Here is a 13,069-nt window from a genome sequence, read left to right as displayed (position 1 = left end):
TTTGTTACCGCTGACTTATTGCAAACTAACCTGACGCAGTTCGGGCTCTTTCCCGCTACCAATCGTGATGCGCTTGGGCTTGGCCTCTTCAGGAACCACGCGCAGCAAGTCGATGCTTAACAGCCCGTTGTTCATCGAAGCACCGCGCACCTCGATATGATCTGCCAGCCGGAACGACAGCCGAAATGCTCGTTGCGCGATGCCCTGGTGCAGATAAGTGACTGCTTTCTCGGTTTCGCGCTTGTCGCCAACGACTGTCAAAACGCCCTTCTCGACCTGTATATCCAGATCCGCTTCAGTAAGCCCAGCGACAGCAATGACAATGCGATATTCGTCATCACCGTGCTTTTCCACATTGTGAGGCGGATAAGTGTTCGGAGCCTCGCTGCGAAGCGCCGACTCGAACAGGTCATTGAAGCGATCGAAGCCCACGGATTGACGGAACAAAGGGGCCAAGGAAAGGGTAGTAGCCATCTCAAAATCTCCTGATTAAATCCAAGTGATTAAGTGCGCGACCCGCATTCGGCGTCGCGTGATAAAAATTTATGTTCGCCGGGAAAATTTTCAAGAGGCCAGATAAAAATTTTTACATTTGAGTACCAGCCGGGAACGGCTTGCTCGGTTGGATAGACAGGCCGCCCTCAGGCTGCGATGCGTAGTCAGCCCACCTTTCTCTTGAGTGCTTGCCTGGGTCGGGTTCAGCAAGCGGTGGCTTCTTGGAACTCTCTGGCATGTTCGCCATTACTCGCGGCATGTCTTAAAATATCCGGTTGCCGAAGAACCGCCATGACATATCCATGAAGGGCTTCAATCCTTTACAAATAAGTGTGGTCAAGATGAACAAGCCTTTCATTTCGCTGTGCCCTGAAATTACGCGGGCGCACGCGCTGACGTTGGTGGATTGGTTAGAGGATGAACGCATCACCTGCTATCTGAGCGATTCGCGTCATGTCTCCCGCTCCATTGAGCAAGTCATTGATCGGACTCAGTTGCCGATCCTGACTCATCTATTCAACCAGGGCGGCAGATTCTTTATGGCCTATGACCGGCATGACGCCCCGGTGGGCTTTGTCCGTCTCATCAAGACCGGCTCAAATTGCGAGATTGTCCTGGTCATCGGAGACAGCGACAAATGGGGCCGGAACCTGGGCGCCAGCACGATCCGCGAAGGCATGAAACTGGCCTTCCTCGACATGCGGGCCGAGAAGCTCATCGCCAAGATTCACCCGGACAACTCGCGCTCGCTGAAAGCCTTTCGTCGCAGCGGCTTTATGCTGGAGAGCGAAACGCCGACATTGACGTCATTTTCCATGACGGCGGCGAGCTATTTCCAGTTCTTGCGCGAAGGCGCCGGTGGCGACTCCACCAGGATCTACATCACTGAAATCGACAAGGCCAGGCTCGAGGATCTGATCGCGTTCGAGCAAGGCCCGGCGGTTGTTGAACTCGAACATGAGCTTGAGCGGGCCATTGTCGTCAAGCCGCAGCAGGTGGCGTGCAATGTCATCACGATGAACTCCAGGGCCTTGCTGCAACTGGACGATGAAGAGTTCGAAGTGGCCTTGGTCTACCCTGAAGACGCGGACAGCAACGCAGCAAAGCATTCCGTGTATTCCGACATAGGCACCGCCATCCTTGGCTATCAGGAGGGAGACGCCATCGACTGGCGAATTGCTGACCGGACCCGCCGGATTGAGATCAAGAAAGTGCTTTACCAGCCGGAGGCTGCGGGCGACTTCCACCTGTAATTGCGCCTTTTCTCAGTAACGAATCACGCCAGTCAGCGCGCCCGGCTTGGGCGCCTGACTTCTCCAGCGTGAACTGATAACCGAGACGGTTATCGGCGCGTGGATGAGATCGTGAACCCTACCCGTTGACGCCCACTTTTTGCAGAGTTGCGGAAACTGCCTGAAATAATGCGTTAACGATTGGAGGTGTATTCCTGAACCCCAGAAACGCAAAAGCCCCGCAATAGCGGGGCTCTTGAGTAAATCTTGGCGGGAAACCAGGGATTCGAACCCTGGAGACGCTATTAACGTCCGCCGGTTTTCAAGACCGCTATGCAAATTCAAGCGGGCCAATGCCCCGAAACCCGTCGGCGTTCCATTACTCATGGCAATCGGTCAGGCTACAGACCGCATTCTGCAAGGGGTGCGTTTTGAGTTTGGGAACCGTTTTTGTCCTCCCGAGCATCATGTCGAATGAAGGCAAGCCACGGAATTGCCTAAAGAATTACAAATACTTTGCGACTGCTTTCGGCCAAAAGCAGACACTCACAGGTGCGAGCGCCTAATCCAAAGCTGACCATGGACACACTCGCAACGAGTTTGTAACCTTCATGGACGTGATATCGCTTTTTCTACTTGTTCCATACGTCACGATTTCTAGCACAGGAATCGACTGGTTCAGGGGGGCGCACGAATAAGGAGGCCTTCTGCGCCGCCGATTTTATGGTTAAGTGCTTTGAGGATGCCCCACGCATGGCAAGAGTAGTGACAAAAGATGACTGCTTGGCAGAAATAAAAAGGTTCTTTAAATACTATATGGCCTACTGTCAAAGCCCAGATCCGGACGCCGTGAGAGAGGTCCTTGCATCAACTTACAGCATTAATGATAAAGTAAGGAAAGCTGGGTATCCCAGCTTTTTTGATAGCGATGAGTTTCTGACCATTAAAGCGATTCGCAACTACGCAATTCACCAAGCTGAAATATATAACAACGCTAGAGCCTTGCCACTGCTATCCGAGGTCCCTGTAGAGGCTGACCTCGGCATTCTCTGTTTAATACCTCAGGATGTCATTGAGGCGATTTGTGAGAGTGCAAACTCTGAAGGGAGGGTCGCCATTAAAAAATCATGTGTTTATTACAAAAACCATGTAGATATATATCCATGTATTTTCAATTTCGGAGTTCAGCTTTTTCTATATACCGAGAGAAACGGCTTAGATGTTAGTACCATCGAGTATCTAGAATTTAAAAACTCTATCGAATTTGAGAGAAAGCATAATCTTCCACACCATGTTGAAGGTGGCTTTAGATTACCTCACGGAGGTGATATTAATGAGTTTATTGAGAACAGTCTTCACTCTATAGAAGAAAGAAATGATTTACAGAACTCGCTATATTCAGAGGAAGACGGAATGTTTACTTTCAAGGGCGCCAGTTGAGTTTCGCGGGGCTCCTGATTTCCTATAGGTTCAGTCTGGCGTCCCTTAACCGTTAGCTACCTTCCACGAAGGGCAGCTTATGGGTCGCGTGTCGCCAGTGATGACGGGCTTCAATCGACCCTAAGCTGCCGGTACTCGAGCGGCTTGGCTCCAGACTGTCTAAAAGAACGAATTGATCCTGGTGTTTCACACCCCTTTCTTGCTAGAGCTAAATTTTGCACCCATGTGCAGGACAAAGTTGCTCTACAGCAACTCCCATTGCCTCGATGTCTTTTTTGTTTTCGTGCCAATCAGTATCAAGTGCGTTAAAAACTTTTGCACCGGATTTTCTAGCCACAGCTAAAAACTTCCTATCGGACGGATCCATTGAGTTCGGTGGTAATTCATCGAAGCCTGATTTTTCCATGCCATTGGGTGTTATAGATACTCTCAAAACTCTATCTGGATAATATTGATGATCATGTAAATATTTAAAAAATTCATCCCCAACGTCCGGTTGTCCCTTGTAGCTCAGATGCTTAGCATATTCGTCAAGCATCAGCCCTATATCATCGATTGCAACAATATTTTGTTTAGATACCACGTCGCTCAAAAAAACTACGCAGGCAAGCTGGCACTCGAGGCTGGCGTGGGTGCCTCTGCCGTTCGCCGCAATAGCCACATTGGTTTCAACGACTTTCATTGCTCACCATTGCGATTTTTCTTTTTAAAGCAGCTTTTCTGGTTGCAGAAATTTCTGCCATTTCATCACCAAAGAAACTTTCAGGCCAGTTTTTAATGTCGCCAAATTCAGTTAATTTTAACTCGGAAAGTACTGACTCTCCTTTTGCCTGATCACAAAAGAACAATTTTATATCTTCAGTGCGTGCACTTTCCTCGGCAATTCGCCGCTGCAAACGTCTTAGAAGGTGCTCGCTGTGGCTCTCAATGATAACCTGTACATCGCGAGTCTTAGAAACTGTGAGTATCAGATCTGCCAACCCACTCTGCACTGAAGGGTGGAGATGAATTTCAGGTTGTTCCATAAAGACCGTGCTTCCTTCTGGCACATAATATAGGAGTACCAGTGCGGGAAGAACTTGAGATACCCCGAAGCCTACATCGGTGAGCAATGCAGGCGTACTATCCTTGTCTTTTTTTACATACGCTCTGTAGAGATTAGAGCCCTCGCCAATTTCTGAAATTTCAAAGCTGTCAATTAATCCAAGTTCTTTTAGCCAATACGCAATCATCTCTTGGAAGCTTTTATATCGGGTTTTTCCTCCTAGGTTTCTTTTTTCATTACGCAAGGTGGCCGACAGTACAGCAGCCACTGTCAGTTCGCCTTTTTTTCCTACATCAACCGGGCTCGTCCCAGCCCATGAGTAATCACGCTTTGGCGGTTCACGCAAAGGTCCCAAATAGAACATTTTATCCATTTGAGCTTCGTACTCGGATTCGAATAGGCTCAAAAAATCGGAGTTTTGAAAGTATGTTTTTGCTTGGTCAGGGAAGAGGTGGGTTTTAATCGGGCCTGGAAGAGCCCATGCTCTCGCCTTCACCCTCTTGAATTTAAAGCTTTCCTGTTTATTATCATCTTCTGCCCAGAGGACGAATTCAGTTGATCCAGCTTTTTTGGGAGTTGTTAAAAAACTATACTTACCAAAAAGATACTCTAGATGCTCGCAAGACATTTGCTTGTTTTTATACTTTACCTCGCTCCATATTCCCAAGGCGTCATCAAATGCGAGTATGTCCGTTCTTTTACCTAAAGGGTCATTTATGACCCTTTTCCTTGGAAGATCCCATTCAACGTACCAATCAATTACTGCGCTAGTTTCGTGCTGGTAAACAACATCTTGAAAGCCACCCAGGTTGACATACTGATCTGGACCGCCGAAGTCGAGAACCACCCCCCTGTCGGTAGCGTTTTTTGTTTGCTTCAACAAGAGCATAAATTGAATCAAGCTACTCTTTCCAGAGCTGTTAGTTCCAAATAACCCGGTCACCCTTCCAAATTTCAGGTCAATTTTCTTCCAAGATTTAAAGTTGTGTAGCTTTAAGTGTCTCAGCATGCGTTCTCCTTCGATCGCTCGACTGCTAATGCAAATCCTATCGCAGCAGCGTCATTGCAGGATGCGACTAGTAGCCCTGAGATGATGCCTGAAGCACAGCGAGGTGAGGAAGCAGAAAACAGGAATAGCTGAATTTTCACGCAGTGCCGTGCACGCACTGTGGATTAGCAATCGGGTAGTGGATCAAAGAAAGCCGGGAATCCCTCCGTACTGCAACAGCCACCCATACCGAAATCCTAGGTCTGCCGGCGCTCATCCAAGGTTGAAACGGTTTACGGCGACTGAGGCGGATATCCCCTCCTCAGGCAAACAAACAAAGCTGGTCTTAGCTGGGCGGCTGAGCGGCTGAGCGGCTGCAATTGGCCGACTGCTGCCCTTCGCGGTAGGCAGCTTAGGATCCCATACGACTGCAGGGAAGCCAGCTAAACGATCCGTCCGATGATGTATTGGACGTCGCTCTCCCCAAAAGCGCCACTACCCCTGCTTTCGAGGCATTGAGCGGCCTTCCTCGTAGCAATTTCTAAGCAAGCACCAATTTACTACGCCACTGCTATGCTTAGCCCTTTTAGGCGGGGTGACACACATGGCAGGGGAATACTCACTCCCAGATTTGCTTGAACGAATGTACGAGAATCAGCTGGCGTTGGAAGCAGCTCTGATGGAGTTGGCTCTCCAAAGCGAAAAGCAAGGCATGGATGAAGTTGGTGACAACGTCCGTGGTGCTCTATTCGTGATCGGCGAAAATGCTGGGCACATCAAGCAGGGCTTGGCGAAGCTACGAACTAATCGTCTCTGACAATGCACACCCCGATTGTGTAGGAGTATGTGGGGGATTTTGAGGGATCGGCCCATGACTGTTGGCTGTAACGCCATCCTACGACACGTTGCATAAATGCATAATTGGCATGAGATGGCATAGATTGGCCTTTGGATTGCCCCATTTTTGCCCCATTCCTATCTTTTCCATCGAGCTCATGAATGCTTCGGGCAAGAGTGATTGCTGGCAATGTAAAGTGCTTTGTAGGGCTGCATGACAGCCTTCGTGGCAGCGAAGCTCAAGCGGGTTCTCGCAACCATTAACGTGATCAGTTAGTATCGAAATAGTAGAAACTCTCAGATCATCATTTCAATTCTATCAAACCAAGGTTTAATATGGCGTCTAAATGGATTTACAATTGCCCGACTGCCTTAATTAATGAAACCATATCATTGCTGAGCTTAACGCCTCAAGGCCAGGTATCCTATCGCATTGGCGCAGACTTTAACTTTGACAGTTTGTACGGCCTCATTGAGCATGACCACAACTTAGATAGCGAAACACTCTTTAAAACCTTTAAAGAGTCTGTTTTTTACTGCTTCAAAAAAGACATGATAAAAAACCACAATCATTTGCTCGTGGAATTTGACAAACGCTGTCACAAATCAACCAAAAAAGAAAAATTTACTATTGTCTTCCCTATAGTTCTAAAAAATATCTACGCTTTCCCACGACTCCATATCGATGAATGCATTATAACCTTTTATAACACCACACCTTTAAAGTACAAAAAATATAGAACTCAAGAAATCCTGACCGCCTCATCCAGCCTAGGTGAGGAGGAGAGCAAGCATACAATAGTTACTGTATCAACCATAGCTCCAAATATAGAATCCGCCATTAGCCGTAGCAGTGAAGCGTTTGATATCGTCTTAGCAACATTACAAATAGGATTCAAAAAAAGCATTAATTTTCTTGGCTCAACAGATGAGTTCCAATACCCAACCAAATGTATAGTAAGTCTAGGTCAATTTCAGACAATTCATGATCAAAGAGGTCATTGCCACCCAAACTCCTTATGGGAAAATCCAGACTTCAAAGCCAATCAACAACCAATAAGTCTAAAAAATCCATCAGCTACGATTTCTCATTTAAAAAAAACGCTCAAAAAAATTCAAAAGCTCCCATATAACACACATGTAAAAAGCGGACTAAGAAACTACTCAACTGCAATATCATGTGTTAATGCAGAGCTACGACTAACAAAACTATGGGTAACTATTGAGCAGTTAGTCATGGCTGACGACACAGAAAAACTAACCAAAAGAGTATCCTTCTTTTACTCCAAACAAGACTTACATAGATCAATTTTAAAATCACTTCGCCACTCAAGAAACACACATATACACGCAGGTAAAAAACCAACAAATATAGATATCAAAATGTTTCAATTATGCCTTTACATAGAGCACTTACTTCGCTTCTTTATAAGCAACCATTTTAAACATAAAAACACACAGGAAATAGGGGCCTTCATCTCATTAAGCACCGAGGCAACAAATATATCAGAGCAAATCTCTCGCCTAAAAGCTGTCATGAAATTCATTAGCACCGACTAGACACCATCGCGCCTCATAGAACCCGAACAACTTTCCGCCTTTCAAGACCAGCGGACCAATAAAAACATACTCTATATACAATCAATCAAAATGAGTTTAATACTCACACGACGAAACGCTGGAAACACTTATAATGTGCATCCGAACAAATAACATTAGATCCTCCTACCTGCAGCTCACGGCCCACAACTGATCAAGCTTTGTCGTATAGCTCCGACTCATCAAATTACGACGCATGGCCCATTCTGGGTTCGTCGGCACACTGGCCGGACGCAGAGTGCCCCTGCCCCATCGTTCGTTGATCTGGTCCAGTACCATCATCACCCGAGTAGCGTCTGCCGGCTGTGATGTAGCGAAGAGATCGTCGGAGTACTCACCTGGCTGGCACAGGTTCAGCAGCATTACCTCGGCCTTGCTGTACTTAAAGCCTGGCCGGAAGACTCGATCAAGAGCGTCGACCGCTGCTTTCGTAAGTAGCCGTACGTCAGCGGTCGGGTACGGCATGTCCACTACCACTCCGTTGGCGTACTTCGCTTCCTCTGGGTTGAACATGCCGGTTCGAATGCAGACGCGAACCTTCTTGCACAGCGAGTTCTGCGCCCGCAGCTTTTCCGAGGCCCGCATCATATAAGTCGCCACCGCTTCCTTGATCGGTGCCAGCTCAGTCAGCCGCTTACCAAACATCCGGCTGCAGCAGATCTCTTGCTTCGGTAGATCGGGCTCGTCCAACTCCAAGCACGACATGCCGCCCAGCTCCCTGGCCGTCTTCTCGATAACAACGCTGAACTTCTTGCGTAGCGTCCAGGGGTCCGCCTTAGCCAGGTCCATGGCCGACCTAATGCCCATCGCATCCAGGTGGAGTTTCATCTTGCGACCAACACCCCACACTTCCTCTACGCCCGTGTTGCGCAAAACCCAGTCCCGCTTAACCGGATCGGTGATATTGACCACCCCGCCAGTCTGCGACTGCAGGCGCTTTGCGGTGTGGTTTGCCAGCTTCGCTAAGGTCTTTGTATGAGCAATACCAACACCAACAGGAATGCCGGTACATCGAAGCACCTGTGCGCGGATCTGCCGGCCTAGGGCATCCAGTCCATTTATACCAGTCAGGTCGGCGAATGCCTCGTCGATGCTATACACCTCAACTGCCGGTACCATCGCCTCGATCAAGCTCATCACGCGTTCGCTCATGTCGCCGTACAGCGCATAGTTGGATGAGAACGCGACAATGCCGTGCTGCCTGAGCTTGTGCTTGATCTGGAAATACGGCTCGCCCATCTTGATGAACGGCTTCGCGTCGTAGCTACGTGCGATGACACAGCCATCGTTGTTGCTCAGTACCACGATGGGCACCTTCGCCAGGTCCGGCCGGAACACTCGCTCGCAACTGGCATAGAAGCTGTTGCAGTCGATCAGCGCAAAGGTCGGTTCTTGCTTAGACATGGCTGCGCACTGTGCTGGTAATCACGCCCCAGATTGATAGCTCATCCCCTTCAAGAACGTAACGCGCCGGGTATTTGGGGTTCTCTGATAGAAGGATCACCTCCCGGCCGCGCTTACATAGGCGCTTGCAGACGGGCTCATTATTCAACAGCGCCACCACCACATGCCCATGAGCAGGCTCAATGGCACGATCCACCACCGCGAGATCACCTTCAAAGATACCAATCCCCTGCATGCTTTCCCCGGTGATTACTACCAAGTACACATGCGGTGCGCGGATATTCAGAACCTCATCCAATGAGATGTGCTGCTCAATATGATCCGCTGCCGGTGATGGAAAACCGGCTGGAACCTGGAACGAACACATAGGCAGCTTCGCGCCTGCCTCAGCGATAGGACCTAGAATGGTGAAGCTCATGATGCGGCCTTTTACAGATACTGTACGAATGTACAGTTAACTTTGAAGGACGCTTGCGGTCAATTTTTCTGTAGGGGATTTCGACAGGCGGAGAGGTGCGTATGTGCGGGCGATTCGTGCAGTACGAAGGGATGGCGATCTTCATCGAAGAACTGAGCCCCCAGATAGAGCTGTTCAGCGGTTACGATGCTCAGCCTATTGATCGCTACAACGTCGCGCCGTCGACACGGGTGCAGGTGCTACACGCCACAGAGGATGGGCTGCATATTGATGCAGTCAAATGGGGATGGGCGCCGTTTTGGGCCAAGAGCAAGCGCCCCGATCCGATCAACGCCCGCGTGGAGACGGTCACCACGGGAAAGTTCTTCAAGCAACTTTGGCCGAAAGGCCGAGCCCTGGTGCCGAGTGAAGGGTGGTACGAGTGGGTCAAAGACCCTGACGACCCGAAGAGAAAGCAGCCCTATTTCATTCGCCTGAAGAGCCAGAAGCCCATGTTCTTTGGCGCGCTCGCCCAAGTTCATCCTGGCCTGGATCCCCACGACGGCGATGGGTTCGTGATCATCACCGCCGCCAGTGATCAGGGAATGGTGGACATCCACGACCGCAAACCGTTGGTGCTAACAGCTGATCACGCTAGGGAATGGCTTAATCCAAATCTCACTCCAGCACAAGCCGAAGAAATAGCGCGCGCGTGCTGCCAACCAACTGACGACTTTGAGTGGTACACAGTGAACAAAGCCGTCGGCAACCCTCGCAATCAAGGGGCCTCTTTGATTCTCCCGTCTGATGAGAAATAGTCTGCCCCAACAGCAGCACCGCTTGAGGAAAATTTTAGCCGCTAAAAGGCGGTGGGTGGTTAGTTGCGTTATTGCGTTAATTCGTTATTGCGTTAATTCGTTATTGCGTTAATTCGTTAATTCGTTAATTCATCAATCTGCGTCCTCGTACCTTTGTACCATTGTACCTAGGGGCTTTTGCGCTTTTGTACTTTTGTACTTTTGTACTTTTGCGTTTTTGCGTTTTTGCGTTTTTGCGTTTTTGCGTTGAAGCTACGACCTTGCGTAAATACGTAAATACGTACGGCGCAATCGCTAGCTGCTGAATCGCTGACGCCAACAGGCGCGAATCTCGTCAAACCGACAAAACCCAATGAAACCAGAGCCCGCAACGGGTCAAGCTTAAGAGAGTTACGTAAGTTGCGTAACTTCCGCAACTTGCGCATATCAGAAAAAAATCAAAATCCGGTATTGACTTAAAAGCCAGCCACATACTAGCCTTAAAAGGACTTAAGCCCCCCAGCCTCCCACAAAAGCAAAACAGCCGGATTTACCGCAGAGCTATCACGTAGCCTCACTGATTTTCGCAAACGATATATCGGACCCAGAAGGGTCCAACTTCATTACAGAGAAAACATCATGAAATGGATCGCTTTAGTGATTGCGCTTACCAACGTTTTTGAAGCTCTACGTAAAGCCTGGGAGATTCTGAAGTCCTAAAAAATCTAAGATTGCTTAGGGTCATGGATGGCCCAATGGCGAGAACTTAAAAAAGTGACCCCAAAGGGTCTGGTTGCCAATTCATGATGATCAACTCTCCGCTCACAGCCGGCACGCCCTGCCGCTGGTTCGCTGTGCTGTACCGAATTTCTACAGCCTCAAAATGAAAGCCCTCAAACACGCGCCGAATGTCCGGGTGATCGTTGATGCTAACCATGACCTTCCCTTTGCAACGCCGCATAAACTCAGCCATGCGCTCGTAATTTTCAAAGGGAAAATCCACGCCATATCCGGCCGTCTGCCAGTAAGGCGGATCCATGTAGTGGAAGGTATGAGCACGGTCGTAGCGCTCGGCACACTCAAGCCAGCCCAAGTTTTCCACATAGGTGCCTGACAGACGCTGCCACGCTGCAGATAGATTCTCCTCAATCCGCAGCAGATTGATCGCTGGGCCAGTGGTCGCGGTGCCAAACGTCTGCCCCGTCACCTTGCCGGCAAAGGCATGGTGCTGCAGGTAGAAAAATCGAGCGGCGCGCTGGATGTCGGTGAGGGTTTCAGGGCGGGTCATCTTCTGCCACTCAAACACCTGGCGAGAACTGAGCGCCCATTTGAACTGGCGGACGAATTCTTCCAGGTGGTTCTGCACGACGCGGTACAGCGTCACCAGGTCGCCGTTGATGTCGTTGAGAACTTCAACGGGCGCAGCCTGGGGACGCATGAAGTAGAGCGCGGCGCCGCCGGCAAACACTTCAACGTAGCATTCGTGTGGCGGGAAGAGCGGGATAAGACGGTCGGCCAGGCGGCGTTTGCCGCCCATCCAAGGGATGATGGGTGTAGACATAAAAAGCAAGACCTTTGCTGTATGGATAAACAGTGCTAGGCTCACTCCGCTTTGTGCACGAAGCAGGAGCCTTGGCTGGACTTGCAGGGACGATCTGCGGGGAAGGTGGCCGGGTGGGATGTTGACGCATCCTGCCCGACCGCTCCTTTTACTTCGGTGTAGAAACTTCTTTTGCGTAAGCCTGACAGGCTCGCAGGGCGATCAATCCTTGGTCGCCGACATCGGTGATGCCGATAATTCGTTGAGCATGCGCTGGGTCAAGTTGGGCTCTTGTGGTGCCATGAACCACGCGGCCGGTGCCGGTGGTGGTTGGCATTGCACAGCTGCCGGTGGTTTCGGTGGCGCCGAGTACGACTGACAGCCGCAGATCAGCAGTAGCCAGGCGATCACGCAGGCGAGCCTGCTTGGTTTGCTCATCGGTCAGTTCCTTGTGGTGAGTTTCATCTTGGTTCTGCAGGAGACGCTCCAGGGCCAGGCGTTTGTCCTGCTCGGTGCGCAGCTGCGTAGCAGACGCTTGGGATATCTCGTTGAGGGTGTCCGCCTGCAGCCGGGCCTGGCGTTCCAACACACGACCATAACGCCAGCCCTGCGCAGTCCAGGCCAACGCCGCGGTTCCGGCGACCACCATCAGCAACAAGCCGCCGACGGCAGCGATTCGAAACTGCGCGGGGATCAGGTCGAAGAGACGCATAACACCGCCCTCGCCCTACCCCACAGCTGCAGCCGATCCTCCAGGCCGTTGAGGCCGCCATTGATCCGGCGGGTGATGGTGTTGAACTGTTCCTGATCCGCGAGTGCATTCAGCCCATTCACCGACCAGAACCACGCCGCCGACTCTGCTGCCCATTGCGGCTGCTCGAGCAGCTCCGGCGTGCGCAACAATCGTTCATCGCCAAACAGCGCCAGGCTGCAGCGCAGGTAGTTATCGTGACCGGTGACCTGGATCAGGCCACGACCACGGTAGCGCTGACCATCACCGTCGGCTTCGGGCGTGTTACCGAGCTTGGCCGCCAGAGCGCCGGTATCGTATTTGCTGAGGTACTGATCGCTGCCCAGTTCGCGTACGTATTGCAACTGACCGGACTCGTGGCCGACCTGGGCGAGGAATGCGGCTTGGCGCTTGGGTGTGTTGATCTTCCTGTTGATCATCGCTGCATTTAAAGCAGATACAAAAACGCCCGCTTGGCGGCGGGCGTTGGGCATGATGCGTTGAAGTTGTTGCTCGGTGATGGGCATGGCGCCTCCTGAGTTCGTCGTTGCGGGTCTGTCGATTG

At 50.5% G+C, this 13,069-nt stretch carries 13 protein-coding genes; 5 read left to right on the top strand and 8 right to left on the bottom strand.

Annotated elements, in window-relative coordinates:
* Positions 1-15: 15 nt before the first annotated feature.
* Complete coding sequence (locus HX821_RS16640; RefSeq protein ID WP_003219642.1) at positions 16-474, bottom strand: Hsp20 family protein; 459 nt, start codon at positions 472-474, stop codon at positions 16-18.
* A gap of 362 nt (positions 475-836) precedes the next feature.
* Here HX821_RS16640 and HX821_RS16635 point away from each other — a divergent pair, with 362 nt between their 5' ends.
* Both HX821_RS16635 and HX821_RS16630 read left to right on the top strand, forming a co-directional pair.
* Complete coding sequence (locus tag HX821_RS16635) at positions 837-1,748, top strand: bifunctional GNAT family N-acetyltransferase/nucleoside diphosphate kinase regulator (protein WP_177036091.1); 912 nt, start codon at positions 837-839, stop codon at positions 1,746-1,748.
* 732 nt (positions 1,749-2,480) lie between these two features.
* Entirely contained in the window at positions 2,481-3,167 is a 687-nt protein-coding gene (locus HX821_RS16630) for a hypothetical protein (RefSeq protein WP_177036085.1), read from the top strand.
* Positions 3,168-3,375: 208 nt separating this feature from the next.
* Here the strand turns inward: HX821_RS16630 and HX821_RS16625 are convergent, their stop codons facing one another.
* Together HX821_RS16625 and HX821_RS16620 are read right to left on the bottom strand one after the other, a co-directional pair.
* A complete protein-coding gene (locus tag HX821_RS16625; RefSeq protein WP_177036084.1) occupies positions 3,376-3,849 on the bottom strand; it encodes a hypothetical protein in 474 nt (157 codons plus the stop codon).
* Complete coding sequence (locus HX821_RS16620) at positions 3,836-5,221, bottom strand: DUF3696 domain-containing protein (RefSeq protein ID WP_177036083.1); 1,386 nt, start codon at positions 5,219-5,221, stop codon at positions 3,836-3,838. Before HX821_RS16620 ends, HX821_RS16625 begins: the two co-directional genes overlap by 14 nt.
* A 583-nt stretch (positions 5,222-5,804) precedes the next feature.
* Between HX821_RS16620 and HX821_RS16615 the strand changes: the two genes are divergently transcribed.
* Both HX821_RS16615 and HX821_RS16610 read left to right on the top strand, forming a co-directional pair.
* Positions 5,805-6,017 (top strand): hypothetical protein, encoded by a 213-nt coding sequence (locus tag HX821_RS16615; RefSeq protein WP_043046698.1) that lies wholly within the window; start codon positions 5,805-5,807, stop codon positions 6,015-6,017.
* A 356-nt stretch (positions 6,018-6,373) separates the two neighbouring features.
* Complete coding sequence (locus HX821_RS16610; RefSeq protein ID WP_177036082.1) at positions 6,374-7,597, top strand: hypothetical protein; 1,224 nt, start codon at positions 6,374-6,376, stop codon at positions 7,595-7,597.
* A 165-nt stretch (positions 7,598-7,762) separates the two neighbouring features.
* Here the strand turns inward: HX821_RS16610 and umuC are convergent, their stop codons facing one another.
* Entirely contained in the window at positions 7,763-9,040 is a 1,278-nt protein-coding gene (gene umuC, locus HX821_RS16605; protein ID WP_177036081.1) for a translesion error-prone DNA polymerase V subunit UmuC, read from the bottom strand.
* A complete protein-coding gene (locus HX821_RS16600; RefSeq protein WP_177036080.1) occupies positions 9,033-9,458 on the bottom strand; it encodes a LexA family transcriptional regulator in 426 nt (141 codons plus the stop codon). Before HX821_RS16600 ends, umuC begins: the two co-directional genes overlap by 8 nt.
* 101 nt (positions 9,459-9,559) lie before the next feature.
* On the opposite strand from HX821_RS16600, the gene HX821_RS16595 reads away from it, so the two are divergent.
* Positions 9,560-10,255 (top strand): SOS response-associated peptidase family protein, encoded by a 696-nt coding sequence (locus HX821_RS16595; protein ID WP_177036079.1) that lies wholly within the window; start codon positions 9,560-9,562, stop codon positions 10,253-10,255.
* Positions 10,256-11,000: 745 nt separating this feature from the next.
* Here the strand turns inward: HX821_RS16595 and HX821_RS16590 are convergent.
* The 3 genes from HX821_RS16590 to HX821_RS16580 all read right to left on the bottom strand — a co-directional run bounded on the left by HX821_RS16590 (position 11,001) and on the right by HX821_RS16580 (position 13,031).
* The gene (locus HX821_RS16590) at positions 11,001-11,795 is read right to left on the bottom strand and encodes a DNA adenine methylase (RefSeq protein WP_177036078.1); all 795 of its coding nucleotides are present in this window, start codon (positions 11,793-11,795) and stop codon (positions 11,001-11,003) included.
* A gap of 148 nt (positions 11,796-11,943) precedes the next feature.
* Positions 11,944-12,486 (bottom strand): lysis system i-spanin subunit Rz, encoded by a 543-nt coding sequence (locus tag HX821_RS16585; RefSeq protein WP_177036077.1) that lies wholly within the window; start codon positions 12,484-12,486, stop codon positions 11,944-11,946.
* The gene (locus HX821_RS16580; protein ID WP_177036076.1) at positions 12,468-13,031 is read right to left on the bottom strand and encodes a glycoside hydrolase family 19 protein; all 564 of its coding nucleotides are present in this window, start codon (positions 13,029-13,031) and stop codon (positions 12,468-12,470) included. Before HX821_RS16580 ends, HX821_RS16585 begins: the two co-directional genes overlap by 19 nt.
* Positions 13,032-13,069 lie beyond the last annotated feature (38 nt).

This window comes from Pseudomonas sp. B6001 (genome assembly GCF_013386015.1).
Lineage (GTDB): Bacteria > Pseudomonadota > Gammaproteobacteria > Pseudomonadales > Pseudomonadaceae > Aquipseudomonas.
Note: the sequence above shows the minus strand (reverse complement) of the source record. Positions and strands in the feature narration are given on the sequence as shown.